Origin of the sequence: Paenibacillus rhizoplanae (assembly GCF_042684125.1) — a bacterium.
Classification (GTDB): Bacteria; Bacillota; Bacilli; order Paenibacillales; family Paenibacillaceae; genus Paenibacillus_AQ; species Paenibacillus_AQ rhizoplanae.
Genome location: NZ_JBHUKY010000103.1, coordinates 16,397 through 34,147, shown reverse-complemented (window position 1 = coordinate 34,147; position 17,751 = coordinate 16,397). Strand labels below are relative to the sequence as shown.

General features: G+C 49.1%; 18 protein-coding genes and 1 other annotated feature. All 18 genes read right to left on the bottom strand.

Translation table 11 applies throughout. The features are described from left to right. Positions 1–43: 43 nt before the first annotated feature. Positions 44–514 (bottom strand): 30S ribosomal protein S7, encoded by a 471-nt coding sequence (gene rpsG / locus ACFSX3_RS31700; protein WP_020427074.1) that lies wholly within the window; start codon positions 512–514, stop codon positions 44–46. A 45-nt stretch (positions 515–559) separates the two neighbouring features. Further along, positions 560–979: a 30S ribosomal protein S12 gene (gene rpsL, locus ACFSX3_RS31695; RefSeq protein ID WP_036680518.1), complete on the bottom strand. Its 420-nt coding sequence runs from the start codon at positions 977–979 to the stop codon at positions 560–562. Positions 980–1,113: 134 nt separating this feature from the next. Further along, positions 1,114–1,365 carry a ribosomal L7Ae/L30e/S12e/Gadd45 family protein gene (locus tag ACFSX3_RS31690; RefSeq protein ID WP_036692367.1) on the bottom strand — a complete coding sequence of 84 codons (252 nt, stop codon included), beginning with the start codon at positions 1,363–1,365 and terminating at the stop codon, positions 1,114–1,116. Positions 1,366–1,542: 177 nt separating this feature from the next. Beyond that, positions 1,543–5,154 carry a DNA-directed RNA polymerase subunit beta' gene (gene rpoC, locus ACFSX3_RS31685; protein ID WP_209994320.1) on the bottom strand — a complete coding sequence of 1,204 codons (3,612 nt, stop codon included), beginning with the start codon at positions 5,152–5,154 and terminating at the stop codon, positions 1,543–1,545. A 113-nt stretch (positions 5,155–5,267) separates the two neighbouring features. After that, on the bottom strand, positions 5,268–8,813 hold the full coding sequence (rpoB, locus tag ACFSX3_RS31680) for a DNA-directed RNA polymerase subunit beta (protein WP_209994319.1): 3,546 nt from the start codon (positions 8,811–8,813) through the stop codon (positions 5,268–5,270). 425 nt (positions 8,814–9,238) lie between these two features. Beyond that, positions 9,239–9,835, bottom strand: coding sequence for a class I SAM-dependent methyltransferase (locus ACFSX3_RS31675; RefSeq protein WP_209994318.1), 597 nt, complete (start codon positions 9,833–9,835; stop codon positions 9,239–9,241). Positions 9,836–9,975: 140 nt separating this feature from the next. Further along, positions 9,976–10,335: a 50S ribosomal protein L7/L12 gene (rplL, locus tag ACFSX3_RS31670; protein ID WP_209994317.1), complete on the bottom strand. Its 360-nt coding sequence runs from the start codon at positions 10,333–10,335 to the stop codon at positions 9,976–9,978. A 67-nt stretch (positions 10,336–10,402) separates the two neighbouring features. Further along, positions 10,403–10,906, bottom strand: a complete 504-nt coding sequence (rplJ, locus tag ACFSX3_RS31665; protein ID WP_209994316.1) for a 50S ribosomal protein L10 — start codon at positions 10,904–10,906, stop codon at positions 10,403–10,405. 64 nt (positions 10,907–10,970) lie between these two features. Beyond that, positions 10,971–11,124 (bottom strand) — a sequence feature (ribosomal protein L10 leader region). A 68-nt stretch (positions 11,125–11,192) separates the two neighbouring features. Then, positions 11,193–11,885 carry a 50S ribosomal protein L1 gene (rplA, locus tag ACFSX3_RS31660; protein ID WP_209994315.1) on the bottom strand — a complete coding sequence of 231 codons (693 nt, stop codon included), beginning with the start codon at positions 11,883–11,885 and terminating at the stop codon, positions 11,193–11,195. Positions 11,886–11,965: 80 nt separating this feature from the next. Beyond that, positions 11,966–12,391: a 50S ribosomal protein L11 gene (gene rplK, locus ACFSX3_RS31655; protein WP_020427083.1), complete on the bottom strand. Its 426-nt coding sequence runs from the start codon at positions 12,389–12,391 to the stop codon at positions 11,966–11,968. 75 nt (positions 12,392–12,466) lie between these two features. Beyond that, on the bottom strand, positions 12,467–13,000 hold the full coding sequence (nusG, locus tag ACFSX3_RS31650) for a transcription termination/antitermination protein NusG (protein WP_209994314.1): 534 nt from the start codon (positions 12,998–13,000) through the stop codon (positions 12,467–12,469). A gap of 21 nt (positions 13,001–13,021) precedes the next feature. Next, complete coding sequence (gene secE / locus ACFSX3_RS31645) at positions 13,022–13,213, bottom strand: preprotein translocase subunit SecE (protein WP_036692354.1); 192 nt, start codon at positions 13,211–13,213, stop codon at positions 13,022–13,024. Positions 13,214–13,234: 21 nt separating this feature from the next. Then, positions 13,235–13,384, bottom strand: a complete 150-nt coding sequence (gene rpmG / locus ACFSX3_RS31640; protein ID WP_074086515.1) for a 50S ribosomal protein L33 — start codon at positions 13,382–13,384, stop codon at positions 13,235–13,237. A 360-nt stretch (positions 13,385–13,744) separates the two neighbouring features. Beyond that, complete coding sequence (gene sigH, locus ACFSX3_RS31635; protein ID WP_019908203.1) at positions 13,745–14,389, bottom strand: RNA polymerase sporulation sigma factor SigH; 645 nt, start codon at positions 14,387–14,389, stop codon at positions 13,745–13,747. Between the two features lie 161 nt (positions 14,390–14,550). Continuing rightward, positions 14,551–15,072, bottom strand: a complete 522-nt coding sequence (locus tag ACFSX3_RS31630; RefSeq protein WP_209994313.1) for an NYN domain-containing protein — start codon at positions 15,070–15,072, stop codon at positions 14,551–14,553. A gap of 2 nt (positions 15,073–15,074) precedes the next feature. Beyond that, positions 15,075–15,836, bottom strand: coding sequence for a 23S rRNA (guanosine(2251)-2'-O)-methyltransferase RlmB (gene rlmB / locus ACFSX3_RS31625; RefSeq protein ID WP_209994312.1), 762 nt, complete (start codon positions 15,834–15,836; stop codon positions 15,075–15,077). 24 nt (positions 15,837–15,860) lie between these two features. After that, positions 15,861–16,298, bottom strand: a complete 438-nt coding sequence (locus tag ACFSX3_RS31620; protein WP_036692340.1) for a Mini-ribonuclease 3 — start codon at positions 16,296–16,298, stop codon at positions 15,861–15,863. Beyond that, on the bottom strand, positions 16,295–17,701 hold the full coding sequence (gene cysS / locus ACFSX3_RS31615; RefSeq protein ID WP_209994311.1) for a cysteine--tRNA ligase: 1,407 nt from the start codon (positions 17,699–17,701) through the stop codon (positions 16,295–16,297). Before cysS ends, ACFSX3_RS31620 begins: the two co-directional genes overlap by 4 nt. Between the last annotated feature and the right edge of the window lie 50 nt (positions 17,702–17,751).

The window sequence follows — 17,751 nt, the reverse complement described above, 5'->3', positions numbered from 1 at the left end:
TGGATCTCCTTTCAAAATAGAAGTTATTTTAACGACTGCAATCCTACCAACGGTAGTGAGCAAACGCTTTGTTCGCTTCAGCCATTTTGTGTGTATCTTCACGTTTCTTAACAGAAGCGCCTGTGTTGTTGGAAGCATCAATAATCTCTGCCGCCAAACGCTCTTCCATAGTCTTCTCACCGCGGTTGCGTGAGTAGTTTACAAGCCAACGTAATCCCAAAGCAGTACGTCTTTCAGGTTTAACCTCGATAGGTACCTGGTAGTTAGCACCGCCGACACGACGAGCTTTAACTTCCAGTACAGGCATGATATTCTTGATGGCTGCTTCAAAAACTTCCATCGGCTCTTTACCTGTACGTTCCTGAATCAACTTGAACGAATTGTACAAAATGCTTTGAGCGACACCTCTTTTACCACCCAGCATAATACGGTTGATCAAACGAGTAACCAACTTGCTATTATACAATGGATCTGGCAATACATCTCTCTTAGTAACTGGACCTTTGCGTGGCATGGATATCCCCCTTTCTTAAATGGTTATTATTCAAATATGTTCATCTTATTTCTTTGCTTTAGGACGTTTCGCACCATACTTGGAGCGAGCCTGCATCCGGTTAGCAACACCTGCAGTATCCAGTGCACCACGAACGATGTGATAACGAACTCCTGCAAGGTCCTTAACTTTACCTCCGCGCAGCAATACTACACTGTGCTCTTGAAGGTTGTGTCCGATACCCGGAATGTAAGCAGTCACCTCAAGACGGTTCGTCAGACGAACACGGGCATACTTACGAAGTGCTGAGTTTGGTTTACGTGGAGTCATTGTGCCTACACGAGTGCACACACCGCGTTTCTGCGGAGCGCTCAAATTTGTAGCCTCACGCTTGAGGGCGTTGTACCCTTTTTGAAGAGCGGGAGATTTGGATTTTTCGATTTTGGCTTGACGGCCTTTACGAACCAGTTGATTAATAGTTGGCATGTTGTGCCACCCCCTTCCTGAAATGATAGTCAATTTACAAACACTAAGTCCACAGACCCAGGTGGTTCATAAAAAGACAAATGAAAAGTCCTTGCTGCCGAAGTGTACCCCGGTACAAAAACGTTCTCTTGCTGCTATTGTTTTAAGACGGCTGCCATCGCAGCACCAACTTCTATACCGCAGGCCTTGCCCAAATTCAGCATCGTGTCCACATACGTGACCTTCACACCTTGTTTGTTGCAAAGCATTACAATTCTGGAAGTAAGCCGTTGATCTCCGTCCTCTGCCACATAGACTTCTGCGGCTTGGCCCAACTCCACCGCCTTGACGGTTTGCTTGGAACCGATCTTGACCTGAGCATCCTGTAACCCTCTATCATCAGTCATGAAAACCATTACCTCCACTGAATAAGAATGACAAGACTACTCACGCACCTTAGACATTTTAGCATCCACAGTACATGATGTCAAGAATAACGACAATAAATTTATTAATAATCACAGCAGACACCGCATCACGCAAAATTCTGCGTGACGCGGATACCGCCTGCCATGAGTATTTAATTATTCAGCCGGAACCGGCTCTAAAGCTTCTTCACTGCTTTTTGCATTTGGGTCACTGAGCTTCACATTGCGATAACGATTCATGCCAGTACCTGCAGGAATCAGCTTACCGATGATAACATTCTCTTTCAGACCCAGGAGCTTATCCACTTTACCCTTAATAGCTGCATCCGTTAAGACGCGGGTAGTTTCCTGGAAGGAAGCCGCAGACAGGAAGGAGTCCGTTTCCAGGGAAGCCTTGGTAATCCCGAGCAGTACCGGCTTGGCGACTGCAGGTTCATTACCGGCAAGAATGGCTTCCTTGTTGGCTGCTTCATATTCATGAATATCAGCAAATGCACCCGGCAGGAGACTGGTATCTCCGGCATCGATAATGCGGATTTTGCGCAGCATCTGCTTAATCATAACTTCAATGTGCTTATCATTAATTTCAACGCCCTGGTTACGGTATACACGCTGTACTTCTTGCAGAATGTAGTTCTGTACCCCGCGAATCCCTTTGATACGCAGCATTTCTTTAGGGTCAATGGAACCGTCTGTCAATTCATCGCCGGCCTCAATCTCCTGGCCTTCGCTGACACGCAGACGGGAGCCGTAAGTGATGGAATACGTCTTGGACTCTGCTTCACCCTGGACTTCAATTTCACGGCGGTCCTTGGTTTCACGGATTTCCTTAACTACCCCGTCAATCTCACTGATTGTTGCCTGACCTTTAGGGTTACGGGCTTCAAACAGCTCCTGGATACGCGGCAAACCTTGCGTGATATCGTCTCCGGCAACACCGCCGGTATGGAACGTACGCATGGTAAGCTGTGTTCCTGGTTCACCGATGGATTGTGCCGCGATAATACCGACAGCTTCCCCGATTTCCACGAACTTACCTGTTGCCAGGTTACGTCCGTAGCACTTCTTGCAGACCCCGTGACGGGCACGGCAGCTCAGTACAGAGCGGATCTGCAGCTTGGTAATGCCGGCGTTCACAATTTCCTCAGCCTTATCCGAGTCAATCAGATCGTTACGGTGAACGATGATTTCCTTCGTTTCCGGATGACGAATAGTCTCAAAGGAGTAACGGCCTTCAATACGGTCGTACAGATCCTCGATAACTTCCTTACCATCTTGAATCCGGCTGACAGTGAAGCCTTTATCGGTACCACAATCTTCTTCGCGGACAATAACATCCTGCGCCACATCAACCAGGCGGCGTGTCAAATACCCGGAATCCGCTGTACGCAGCGCTGTATCGGCCAGACCTTTACGCGCTCCGTGAGTGGAGATAAAGTACTCGAGTACGGTTAGGCCTTCACGGAAGTTTGCTTTGATTGGCAATTCAAAGATTCGGCCCGAAGGTGTTGCCATCAGACCACGCATACCACCGAGCTGAGTGATCTGCGATTTGTTACCACGCGCCTTGGAATCCACCATAAGCATGATAGAGTTGAAACGATCCATCGATTTGAGCAGCACGTTAGTAAGCTCATCCTTAGTCTTCGACCAAATTTCGATAACGCGGTCATACCGCTCATCATTGGTGATCAGACCGCGGCGGTATTGGTTCGCCACTACATCAACCTTAGCTTCGGATTCTTTAAGAATGGTGACCTTCTCCTCAGGCACGATAACATCCGATACGGCAACCGTAACACCGGAACGTGTAGAGTACGTAAAGCCGAGTTGCTTAATTTTATCCAGAATTATTGAAGTCTTGGTAGTGTGATACGTCTCAAAGCAGCGGGCGATAATGAGGCCCAGATATTCTTTACCTACAGCGCTGGCTTCCGGAGCAGCCATGATCAGTTCGCGGATATCCGCACCCTTTTCATAGATGAAGTACTTCTCAGGTGTTCCCTGCAGCAGGTTGGTTTTGGTCGCTTCGTTGATATACGGGAAGCTGCTAGGATAGATTTCATTGAAGATAATCTTACCCACCGTAGTGATCAGCAATGCATTTTGCTGTGCTTCTGTAAAGCAGGTTTTACCCAGAGCCTTAACAGGAATAGCAACACGCGCATGCAGACCGGCAGTTCCACGCTGATAAGCGGAGACCGCTTCATTCACAGTACGCAGAATCATGCCTGTTCCTTTTTCTTCATTGTTATCCATGGTCAGATAGAACGTACCAAGGACCATATCCTGAGAAGGAGTAACAACCGGCTTGCCATCCTTAGGGTTCAAGATGTTACCGGACGCCAGCATGAGGATACGGGCTTCAGCTTGAGCTTCAGCGGACAGAGGAACGTGTACCGCCATCTGGTCACCGTCAAAGTCGGCATTGTAAGCCGTACATACAAGCGGGTGAAGACGGATCGCGTGGCCTTCTACCAGAATCGGTTCAAATGCCTGGATACCCAATCTGTGCAGCGTAGGGGCACGGTTCAGCAGAACCGGATGCTCTCTGATTACTTCTTCAAGCACATCCCAGACTTCTGGACTTACGCGCTCAACCTTACGCTTCGCGCTCTTTATGTTGTGGGCAAGCCCTTTGTTAACCAGTTCTTTCATTACAAACGGTTTGAAAAGCTCCAGTGCCATCTTCTTCGGAAGACCGCATTGGTACATCTTCAGGTAAGGTCCTACGACGATAACCGAACGACCGGAGTAGTCGACACGCTTACCGAGCAAGTTCTGGCGGAAACGTCCCTGTTTACCTTTCAGCATATGGCTGAGCGATTTGAGCGGACGGTTACCAGGTCCCGTTACAGGACGGCCGCGACGGCCGTTGTCAATCAGTGCATCTACAGCTTCCTGAAGCATCCGTTTCTCATTCTGAACGATAATGTCAGGAGCGCCGAGATCCAGCAGTCTTTTCAGACGGTTGTTCCGGTTAATTACACGGCGGTACAGGTCATTAAGGTCAGACGTAGCAAACCGGCCGCCATCGAGCTGAACCATTGGACGAAGCTCCGGCGGTATAACCGGGAGTACATCCATGATCATCCAGTCAGGCTTGTTGCCGGAGTTGCGGAAGGCCTCAATGACTTCCAGACGTTTGATCGCCCGGTTACGGCGCTGGCCTTGAGCGGTACGCAGCTCTTCTTTGAGGAATTCCAGCTCTTTATCGATATCGATATCCTGAAGCAGCTTTTTGACGGCTTCCGCACCCATACCGGCCTGGAATCCGTAGCCGTATTTCTCACGGTAGCTACGGTATTCTTTCTCGGACAGCAGTTGTTTCTTCTCCAGCGGAGTTTCCCCCGGATCGGTTACAACATAAGATGCAAAGTAGATAATCTCTTCGAGCGATCTAGGAGACATATCCAGTGCCAGACCCATACGGCTTGGAATACCTTTGAAATACCAGATATGAGATACCGGAGCTGCCAATTCGATGTGGCCCATACGTTCACGACGAACTTTAGCACGGGTAACTTCCACGCCGCAGCGGTCGCACACAACGCCTTTATAACGGACGCGTTTGTATTTACCACAATGACATTCCCAGTCCTTTTGCGGTCCAAAAATACGTTCGCAAAAGAGACCCTCTTTTTCCGGTTTCAAAGTACGATAGTTAATGGTCTCCGGTTTCTTTACTTCTCCGCGGGACCAAGAACGAATTTTTTCCGGGGAAGCGAGCCCGATTTTCATAAATTCAAAATTGTTAACGTCCAACAAGGAGCAACCCTCCTTAACCTATATCCTGATTTAGTACCACAGCCCTCTCTTGACGCTTAAGTCAACAGAGGGCATGGTCCTTTGTGTAATGAAATTAGTGGCTTGCTGGTGAACTACTCTATGCCGACTTCTGTGCCTTCCAAATTGAGGCTCAGCTTGTCGCCTGACGTCTCGTCCTCATCATCCAGTTCTCTCATCTCAATCTCCTGCTCGTCACCGCTAAGGATTTTGACATCCATACCGAGCGACTGCAGTTCCTTGATCAATACCTTGAATGACTCCGGAACACCCGGTTCTGGAACGTTTTCGCCTTTGACAATGGATTCGTACGTTTTCACACGACCGACTACATCATCGGACTTCACAGTCAAAATCTCTTGCAGTGTATAAGCCGCACCGTAAGCTTCAAGCGCCCATACTTCCATTTCCCCGAAACGCTGTCCGCCGAACTGAGCTTTACCGCCCAGTGGCTGTTGTGTAACGAGAGAGTAAGGACCTGTAGAACGGGCATGGATCTTATCATCAACCATGTGCGCCAGCTTGATCATATGCATGACACCGACTGTAACCTCACGTTCGAAGCGTTCACCTGTACGTCCGTCATACAATATGGTCTTACCATTACGCTGCATACCGGCTTCTTCCATCGCATCAAATACGTCATACTCACGGGCTCCGTCGAATACCGGAGTAGCCACGTGAATACCCAGACGCAGTGCAGCCATACCGATATGGACTTCCAGCACCTGTCCGATGTTCATACGTGAAGGAACGCCCAGCGGGTTCAGGACAACCTGTACCGGCGTGCCATCTGGAAGGAACGGCATGTCTTCTTCTGGCAGAATACGAGCAACGACACCCTTGTTACCGTGACGTCCGGCCATCTTATCACCTTCAGAAATCTTACGCTTCTGGGCAATGTAGACACGAACCAGTTGATTCACGCCAGGAGGCAGCTCATCGCCGTTCTCGCGGGTGAATACTTTTACGTCAACGACAATACCATCACTACCATGCGGAACGCGCAGGGAGGTATCACGAACTTCACGGGCTTTCTCACCGAAGATCGCATGCAGCAGGCGCTCTTCAGCAGTCAGCTCAGTTACACCCTTCGGAGTAACCTTACCTACCAAAATATCGCCGGCATTGATTTCCGCACCGATACGGATAATTCCGCGCTCATCCAGATTGCGGAGCGCCTCTTCACCGACGTTAGGAATATCACGCGTGATCTCTTCAGGTCCGAGCTTCGTATCACGGGCTTCGGATTCGTATTCCTCGATATGAATCGAAGTGTATACATCTTCCTTAACCAGCTTCTCACTCAGCAGGATCGCATCCTCATAGTTGTAGCCTTCCCAAGTCATGAACGCAACGACTACGTTACGGCCAAGCGCAAGTTCGCCCATTTCTGTGGAAGGTCCGTCTGCCAGGATGTCACCTTTTTTGACGATATCCCCACGTTTGGCCAGTGGACGCTGATTAATACAGGTACCCTGGTTCGAACGCATGAATTTGTGTAATTTATATTTAACGATATCGCCTTTGACTTCCTTGCCCTCAACTGCCTCAACACGGCGCAGCCAGATTTCATTGGCAGAGGAGCGTTCGATAATACCGTCATATTTGGAGACAATACATACGCCGGAGTCTTTAGCCGACTTGTGTTCCATCCCTGTCCCTACAAGCGGAGCCTTCGGAATAAGAAGTGGAACGGCCTGACGCTGCATGTTCGATCCCATCAGTGCGCGGTTGGAGTCATCGTTCTCAAGGAACGGAATGAGCGCCGTTGCGACGGATACAACCTGTTTTGGCGAAACGTCCATGTAGTCTACACGGTTGCTTGGCATGGTAGTGATATTGTCTGAATCCTTGTTGTAACGAACGATAACTTGTTCTTCCTTGAAGGAGCCTTCCTCATCGATCAGTACATTTGCCTGCGCAACTACATAGTTATCTTCTTCATCGGCAGTCAGATAATCGATTTGTTCCGTTACCTTGCCGGTCTTCGGATCTACCCAACGATACGGAGCTTCGATAAAGCCGTATTCATTAATTCGGGCGAAGGTGGACAAGGAGTTGATCAGACCGATATTCGGACCTTCCGGAGTCTCGATTGGACACATACGGCCATAGTGACTGTGATGGACGTCGCGGACTTCAAAGCCTGCGCGTTCACGTGTCAGACCACCGGGCCCGAGTGCAGACAGACGGCGCTTGTGTGTAAGCTCGGCAAGCGGGTTCGTCTGATCCATGAACTGGGACAGCTGTGAACTGCCGAAGAACTCTTTGATGGACGCGATGACCGGACGGATGTTGATCAGCGCCTGCGGTGTGATCGCATTGGCATCCTGAATCGACATTCTCTCGCGGACTACGCGTTCCATACGGGATAGACCGATACGGAACTGATTCTGCAGAAGTTCGCCTACAGAACGCAGACGGCGGTTACCCAGGTGGTCAATATCATCCGTATTGCCGATACCATGCAGCAAATTAATAAAGTAGCTGATTGAGGATATAATATCAGCCTGAGTAATATGCTTAACCGATTTATCAATGTTACCATTGGCAATCAGTTTGATGATACGGCCTTCTTCAATTGGCGAGAATACGTCAATCGTCTGAAGCGGAATATCTTCACTGTCCATTACGCCGCCTGTTACACGGTAGTTTTTGGCAGCAATATTCTTCTCGAAATAAGGAATCAGCTCATCAAGCAGGCGGCGGTCCACCATTTGACCGGATTCTGCCAGGATTTCTCCGGTAGACTCATCAACCAAAGGCTGTGCCAGACGCTGATTGAACAGACGATTCTTAATATGCAGCTTTTTGTTAATTTTGTAACGACCTACATTGGCCAAATCATAACGTTTCGGGTCAAAGAAACGTGCAACGAGTAGGCTCTTGGCATTATCAAGTGTTGGTGGTTCGCCCGGACGCAGACGCTCGTAGATTTCAATAAGCGCCTTCTCCGTGGAATCCGTGTTGTCTTTATCCAGCGTGTTGCGAATATATTCATCATTGCCAAGCAGTTCCAGAATTTCAGCATCACTGCCGAAGCCCAAAGCACGCAAGAGTACTGTTACCGGGATCTTACGAGTCCGGTCGATACGAACATACATGATGTCCTTAGCGTCGGTCTCCAGTTCCAGCCAGGCTCCGCGATTCGGAATTACTGTGGCGGTGTAAGTTTTTTTGCCATTCTTATCCACTTTTGTGCTGAAATAGACGCTTGGAGAGCGAACCAACTGGCTGACAATAACCCGTTCTGCACCATTGATAATAAAAGTGCCGGTTTCCGTCATCAGAGGGAAATCTCCCATGAACACTTCCTGCTCTTTAACCTCACCGGTCTCCTTATTGATGAGACGCACCTTCACACGCAGAGGAGCTGCATATGTTACGTCCCGCTCTTTAGCGTCGTCAACCGTGTACTTCGGTTCACCCAGGCTGTAATCAATGAACTCTAGCACCAAATTCCCTGTGAAATCCTGGATCGGCGAGATGTCCTGGAACATTTCCCGCAATCCTTCCTCCAAAAACCAATCATAAGATTTTTGTTGGATCTCGATCAGGTTCGGGACCTCGAGTACCTCGTTAATTCTCGCATAGCTCCGCCGAGTGCGTCGACCATACTGAACAAGATGTCCTGCCAACTTTACTCACCCCTCATGTCTACTCACTTAAAAATTGATTGCGAACCCTTGTTTGGACCCGTATAATGGAACCATAACACAAGGATTCAGCCATAAATACAGAAAAGCCCCTTATCGAAATCTTTCGAAAAAAGAGCACAACTATTCACGGCCAAAATACTCCTTATCCAGTAGATTTGCCCAAAACGTGCGTATTATACGTCACCGAGCTACAGTTCATGCGCTATTATCTATTGTCCCGGCGACCTTCGCCGTGACAGGAACATAGAGAACGGAATTCGCAAAAACCTGCCGTGCGGCATGCGCTTACCGGGCGACAATATATCACTTGACATTTCAGCAAACTAAAGACATGGAGCCTAGCTTAATACTGACATTTTATAATAATACCACTGCGAGCAACACATGTCAATGAGTATTATTATTTATTTCTGCGCTTTTAGTATCCGATAGCCCTTGTCTTTCCCAACTTCTTCTACCACCGAAAACAAACTCTCCAGCTTGGCAACCGCAGATGGTGCACCCTGCTTCTTCTGAATGACAACCCACAGACATCCATCCTCATTCAAATGCCCACATGCCTGTTCAAAGATCTCATGCACCACGGCCTTACCGGCACGAATTGGCGGGTTGGTAAGAATTACATCGAATGTCTGCCCCTGTACGGCGGTGAGCACATCACTTTCCATCACCGTAACATTACGGATTCCATTATGCTGCGCATTCTCGCGGGCAAGCTCTACCGCACGGCTGTTAATATCGATCATCGTCACATGCCCCTTGGAAGCGAGATGTGCCGCACTGATCCCTATCGGACCGTAACCGCAGCCCACATCCAGCACCTGCGCATCCGCTTGAATCTCCATCGCCTCAATTAGAACACGGCTGCCATGATCAATATCTCCTTTGGAAAAAACACCGGCGTCGCTTGTAAAGCGGAGGCGCTTGCCTCTCAGTTCCGTATCGATGCTGCGTCTGTCATGACGCGCTTCCGGCTGCTGCGAGTAATAATGCTGCGACATACAATCCTCCCTTTCACATTGAACTAACTATACATATCTGCAAGGCTTCCTTATAGAGCAACCCCCTTGAACAAGTTCAAGGGGGTTGCAGGAACCGGAGAGAATGACTTCTGCACCGGGGCAGTACCTATTGAATCAACTTATTTTACTTCTACGCCTGCGCCTGCTTCTTCCAATTTTGCTTTGGTAGCTTCGGCTTCTTCTTTGCTTACTTTTTCTTTGATTGCTTTTGGAGCGTTGTCTACAACTTCTTTAGCTTCTTTCAAGCCAAGACCTGTGATTTCGCGAACGATTTTGATAACGTTGATTTTGGAAGCGCCAGCGCTTGTCAAAATCACGTCGAATTCGGATTGTTCTTCTTCAACAGCTGCTACTGCGCCGCCAGCTGCTACTGGAGCTGCTGCAGTTACGCCGAATTCTTCTTCGATTGCTTTAACCAGGTCGTTCAGTTCCAATACGCTCATGCCTTTAATTTCTTCTAAGATTGTTTCTTTGCTCATGATTGAACCTCCATTATATTTGAATTGGTTTGTGGTATTGATTGATTATGAAGCTAGAAGCAAAGGCTTACGCGCTTTGTTCTTCTTTCTCAGCAACAGCTTTAACTGCAAGCGCGAAGTTGCGCATTGGAGCTTGAAGCACGCTAAGCAGCATGGAGAGCAAACCATCACGGGATGGAAGTTCAGCCAGTGCTTTGAGTTGGTCAGCGTCGATAACTTTACCTTCTACAACGCCGCCTTTCAGTTTCAAAGCGTCGTTCTTCTTAGCGAAGTCATTTAGAATCTTGGCTGCTATTACCGCATCAGTCTCGCTGAATGCGATTGCTGTAGGACCAGTCAGGACAGCGTCCAGATCAGTCAGTTCAGCCGCCGCAGTTGCACGGCGAAGCAATGTGTTCTTCAGGACTTGAAATTCAACGCCAGCTTCACGAAGCTGCTTACGCAGTTCGGTTACTTGCGATACGTTCAATCCGCGGTAGTCCGCAACTACAGTGGAGACACTGTTCTGCAGTTTACCGGTAACAACATCAACCGCATCCTGTTTAGCTTGGATTACTTTTGCATTTGCCAATTGTATACACCTCCTGAAAATTTATGTCACGGCGATTCTTCCGGGGAATCTGCGCCGTTCCTACGCAGGCATTAGAAAAGCCTCCGCAGATTCACGAAGGCTTGATAAAACGGAAAGTTAATCAGGCGAGCCTGGCACTTTTTGTTTCTATCACAACACCTCGGTAGGAAATTAAGCCCTACGGCACCTACTGTCTACGGTAAGCATATTCACATTTAAGATTGATCACCTTAATGTTCACAACTGTTATAGATTATCAAAGATAACTCGAAGAGTCAACCTTTAATTATCTGAAAGCAGCCGCGTTCACACGAGCGCTTGGTCCCATTGTCGACGAAATAGCGATGTTTTTAAGGTATACACCTTTGGCAGCAGCCGGTTTCGCACGATTCAGAGCGTCCATAAGAGCTTTAAGGTTCTCGTTCAATTGTTCAGCGTTGAAAGACACTTTGCCGATTGGCGCGTGAATTTGGCCCGCTTTGTCAAGACGGTATTCGATTTTACCAGCTTTGATTTCTTGAACAGCCTTGGTAACGTCGAAAGTAACTGTACCTGCTTTAGGGTTAGGCATGAGGCCTTTACCACCGAGCAGACGACCCAGTTTACCGACTTCACTCATCATGTCAGGTGTAGCTACGCAGACGTCGAATTCGAACCAGCCCTGTTGAATCTTGTTGATCATATCAGCATCACCAACAAAATCAGCGCCAGCAGCTTCCGCTTCCTTCGCTTTTTCACCTTTTGCAAATACAAGCACACGTTGCGTTTTGCCTGTGCCGTGAGGCAGGACAACAACACCACGAACTGCCTGGTCTTGTTTACGCGGGTCTACACCCAGACGAACTGCTGCTTCAACGGTTTCGTCGAATTTGGCAGTTGCCGCCTTTTTCACAAGCTCTACAGCTTCTGAAGGCTCGTAAGTCGCTTCGCTATTGATCAGCTTAGCGGATTCTTGGTACTTCTTACCATGTTTAGCCATGAAATGTTCCTCCTTTGTGGTATTAGCGGAAATTCCTCCCACATATTACGGTCATGAATGACCGGTTCATCGAATACATATTAGTCTTCGATTGTGATTCCCATAGAGCGGGCAGTACCTTCAACCATACGCATTGCAGCTTCGATAGATGCAGCGTTCAGATCGGGCATTTTTGTTTCAGCGATTTCACGAACCGCTGCGCGGCCCAGCTTCGCTACTTTTTTCTTGTTTGGTTCACCGGAGCCTTTTTCTACTTTTGCAGCGATGCGAAGCAGAACAGCAGCCGGAGGAGTTTTGGTGATGAAGGTAAACGAACGGTCTTCAAATACTGTAATTTCAACCGGGATGATCAGGCCAGCCTGGTCGGCAGTACGAGCGTTGAATTCCTTACAGAATGCCATGATGTTGACACCCGCTTGACCTAACGCCGGACCTACTGGAGGCGCTGGATTCGCTTTCCCTGCAGGAATCTGCAGTTTCACCATTTTAATAACTTTTTTAGCCATGAGTGACACCTCCTTGCGTAAATAGTGGTATTCGAATGCTAAGCAGCATTCTCCCACAAGAAACCCTTGTGCTTGTTATATCTTCTCCACTTGAGTGAAATCCAACTCGACTGGGGTTTCCCGTCCAAACATGTTGACATGTACCTTGATCTTGCTTTTCTCTGCCAAAATTTCTTCCACAGAGCCCACAAAATTCGCAAATGGACCGACCATAATACGTACGGATTCCTTAATTTCGAAATCAATCTTCGCTTTAGGTTCAACCATGCCCATATGCTTCAGAATCTGTTCAACCTCTTCGGGTAGCAGAGCGGTAGGCTTAGAGCCCGAACCAGTTGAACCGACAAATCCGGTAACGCCCGGCGTATTGCGGACAACATACCATGAATCATCAGTCTGAACCATTTCAACCAAAACGTAACCAGGGTAAACTTTGCGCATGACAGTTTTTTTCTTGCCATCCTTGTTTACCAGCTCTTCTTCCATAGGAACAAGAACGCGGAATATTTTGTCTTCCATGCCCATGGACTCAACGCGTTTTTCCAAATTGGCCTTGACCTTATTCTCATACCCGGAATAGGTATGAACAACGTACCATCTTTTTTCCATATCAAGCCACCTGGGACCTCTCTAAATAATCGCTTCAATCACAGCGGAAATACCGATGTCCAGAACCCAGAAGTAAAGAGAAATAACTACAATTGTACCGAGAACGATCAATGTATAGTTTTTCAGTTCTTTACGGCTAGGCCAGCGAACCTTTTTGAGTTCACTCCAGCTCTCAGTGAAAAAGGAAAACAAAGACTTGAAACTACGTTTCACGCCGACTACACCTCCAAAAGACTATCTGGTTTCGCGATGAGGAGTTTGCTCGTTACAGAACTTGCAAAATTTCTTCATCTCCAAGCGGTCGGGGTGATTTCGCTTGTTTTTGGTTGTTGCATAGTTTCTTTGTTTGCAACTTGTACAAGCCAAAGTGATAATTACCCGCATGATGTGCACCTCCCGAAGACGTACTTCTAATCATCAAATTAGAAGACGTAGATATTGATTCAAAAAAAAGCCGCGAATTTAGGCCTACCTAAAACACTTTAGCATAATATCAATGTCTGTGTCAACGAAAGTTTCCCCCATCGCACTGGGTAATTCCGGGTGCTGTAGCCTTCTGCCAAATGTCATCTTTGATCTTGCTTCTTCCTTCGCCACTAGCTGTCTTCCATATCATTATGCTGCAATCCGCTTGTGTATAAACCTGCCATCATCCAACGCTTCACCTATCGTAAATTCATCGTACCCAAATCTAGCGACACTAAAAAAAGACTCGAGTCCCGAGCCTTCCTAGTCATTATATCATTAATTGTCACGCACTTCCAGATATCTTTCCAATTTACGTTTCACTCGCTGCAAAGCATTGTCAATGGACTTCACATGCCGCTTCAAATCTTCGGCAATCTCCTGATAGGACCGTCCGTCCAGATAGAGCATCAGAACCTTGCGTTCCAGATCACTTAGAATCTCGGCCATCTTATCTTCCAGTCCGATGAACTCCTCCTGGTTAATAATCAGCTCTTCCGGATCAAGCACCTGCGTTCCGCATATTACATCCATCAGTGTCCGGTCGGAGTCCTCATCATAGATGGGCTTGTCTAACGAGACATAAGAGTTAAGCGGAATATGCTTCTGACGGGTAGCCGTCTTAATGGCGGTTATAATCTGACGGGTGATGCACAGCTCGGCAAACGCCTTGAATGATGACAGCTTGTCACCCTTGAAGTCACGGATGGCCTTGTATAAGCCAATCATGCCTTCCTGCACAATATCTTCACGATCTGCCCCGATCAAAAAATAGGAACGAGCCTTGGCACGCACGAAATTACGGTACTTGTTAATTAAATGCTCCAATGCGCCACTGTCGCCACCACGGAAGATCTCGACAATTTCTTCATCACTTATGAAATCATACTCGGACAGCATTATTTCCTTGAGGTCGACACTCACCAAGAATCCCCCCGGCTGCAACGCAAGACACATCGTTACTTCTCGAAATATAGGATCAGTATATATTATGTTACCTTACACCGTCAACCGGATTTGTCCAAAAACAATCTTCAATAACATATTATGTCATTTCCCTGTAAGGACTTACTGCTGATCCGGCCCTACTGTCTCCGCCAGTCCTCCAGCCGTTTGCGTGTCTCCGGAGGCAGCTTGTCCTCCAGTGAGTGACGCGTTCCGTTCACGCCTCCCGGTTCGATAACCTTCTTCACCTGCTTCTGGTTCTCCTCAATCTCAAGCCTCAGTTCCCTGGCCGAAATCCGGAGTGCGCCCTGGGCAAAAACGACATGCTGCTCCACAAAATCACTGGTGGCTACCGAAATCTGTCTGCGGCGGTGCGTGAATTCCCCAACCAGCCGTTCGATGCATTCATCCGCCGTTTCCTTCTCCTTGGTGAAGAAGACCTGGATCTTCCCTTGTTCAAACGACCGCCCCAGTCCCGGCACACGATAGGCATCGAATACGGCAATGACGCGCAGCCCGGAGAACGCCTGATAATCGGCCAGCATATCGAGCAAACGGTCGCGTGCCCCCTGCATGCCGGTCTGCGACAATGCCGCAAGTTCCGGCCAGCCGCCGATCATGTTGTATCCGTCCACGAGCAGGATATCGCGCCAGTCTGCCATAGTTATCCCTGTTCTTGGCGGCGGCGGAGTACCTCGTACATGATTACGCCCGCTGCCACCGAAGCATTCAGAGAGTTGATTTTCCCGGCCATCGGCAGCTTAAGCAACACATCGCATTTCTCACGGATCAGGCGGCCCATCCCTTTATTCTCATTGCCGATCACCACCGCCACCGGTCCGGTAAAAATATCAGATCCGAACAGATTCTGATCGGTATCCACATCCGTGCCGACTACCCAGACTCCCTGCTCCTTCAGCCGGTCAATGGTCTGTCCAAGATTCGTTACGCGGGCGACGGGCACATATTCGACTGCACCGGCCGAGGTCTTGGATACTGTGGCTGTAATCTGCGCGGAGCGGCGCTTCGGCACAATGACTCCGTGCACTCCTGTGCAGTCAGCCGTACGTAGGATCGACCCGAGGTTATGCGGATCTTCGATTTCATCCAGCAGGAGCAGGAACGGCGGTTCTCCCTTCGCTTCAGCTATCGCCAGAATATCAGCAACCTCTGTATAGGCAAAAGGCGCTGCTTGCGCAACCACTCCCTGATGCTGGACTCCTGGTGCGAGCTGATCCAGCTTGCGCTTGTCCACATGCTGAATGACAATGCCCGCCTTTCGCGCTTCCGCAACGATAGGTGCGGTCAGGTGTTTTTGCGCGGTCTCGGCGATCCATATTTTGTTGAGTGTCCGTCCCGCTCTAAGGGCTTCAAGCACTGAATGCTTGCCTGCCAATATTTCCTCTTCTGTTCTCAATTCTTCCATTGTTTTATCTCCTGTTCTGTATACTCACTTGGGCCGGTGCATCATATATTCGATACTGCTGTGAACAAGCTCCTGGATTCTCGCCTGCTGTCCTGTGTAATATAAATAGCCGATCATGCATTCAAAAGCGGTCGCGTGGCGGTATTCCAGAACATCCGCATTTTTGGGAATGCTACCGGATTTGGCGTTGCGCCCCCGTCTGACCACATCCTTCTCCTCCTCGGTGAGCACCGGGTCCAGATAAGCAAGAATGGTGCTCTGCGCTCTGGCGGAGACCAGCCCGGTGGCCGAGCGGTGCAGATGCTGAGGGCGTAGATTAGGCAGCGAGATCAGATACTGCCGGACCGCAACTTCGTAGATAGCATCTCCTGCATACGCAAGAACAATAGGCGGCAGCAAATGGGCCGGCTTGGAGGGTTCATACGGGAACCAGGCGCGGTTCAGATCAAACAGCCCGTTCATTTGCGCCGCCACCGCATTCCCTGTGGAGTGTCTTCCAGCAGAATCCCCAGTGCATTCAGCTCATCACGGATTTCATCCGACCGGCTCCAGTTCTTATTCTTGCGCGCTTCTGCACGTTCTGCAATCAGGCGTTCAATCTCTTCGCTTGCCACTTCCTCTTCAGCCTCAACAGTAAGACGAAGCACAGCATTCATCTCGGCAAAAGCCTTCAGCAGTGCTGCGAAGTCAGCCGAATTCGCTTCATGGTCAGCAAGCGTAAGGTTCGCCAGGCTCACCCAGTCAAATACCGCCGTAATGGCGTCTGGTGTATTGAAATCATCCTGCATCCGGACATGGAAATTGCTCACAATAGCGGCCAGCCGGTCCGTAATCTGCGGACTTGCTTCACCCTCTGCCCCTTCCGCCGCCAGCTCAAGGCGATGCTTCACATTACCTTCGGCCAGAGCGATCCGCTCTACGCTTTTCTCAGCAGACAGCAGTGCTTCCTCAGTGAAGTTCAGCGGATTGCGGTAATGGCTGGATAGCATGAAGTAACGGATAGCCCCCTGCTTGAAGCGCGCACGGATATCCTTCACCAGGAGACCGTTCCCCAGCGATTTCGACATTTTCTCATCGCCGATATTCAGAAAAGCATTATGCATCCAGTAATTCGACAACGGTTCACCCGTCAGCGCTTCGGTCTGGGCACATTCGCATTCATGATGCGGAAATTTCAAATCCTCTCCGCCGCCGTGAATGTCGATCGTCGTACCCAAATATTCACGCACCATCGCCGAGCATTCAATATGCCAGCCGGGACGGCCCTCTCCCCATGGACTGGACCAGTGCACCTCACCCGGCTTGGCTGCCTTCCAGAGTACGAAATCCTCCTGGTTCTCCTTGCGCGAATCCACCTCGACACGGATACCGAACCGCAGCTCCTCCAGATTCTGGCGGGACAGCTTGCCGTAATTGGCAAATTTGCCGGTACGGTAATACACATCTCCACCGTTCTCATATGCGTAGCCTTTGTCCTCAAGCTCCTTAATGAACTCGATAATCGTGTCCATGCTCTCCGTAACACGCGGATTCAACGTCGCCGGCTTCACACCAAGTCCGGTCAGATCCTCCTGATAGGCGGCAATGAACATTTCGGCAACCTCAGCTACGGTGATGTTCAGTTCTTCCGCCTTGCGGATCATTTTATCATCCACATCGGTGAAGTTCGTCAGATAGCGGACCTCATTGCCAAGCGTCTCAAGATAGTTGCGCACCATGTCAAAAACAATAACCGGTCTTGCGTTCCCGATATGCATATAGCCGTAGACTGTGGGTCCGCAGACGTACATTTTCACCTTATCCGGCTCCTGCGGTACAAATTCTTCCTTCGTGCGCGTCATTGTGTTGTATATGTGCAAAGCCATTCTTGTCCCAACCCTTTCTGTTGTCCCCGGATTCCTGAAATGCCGGTACC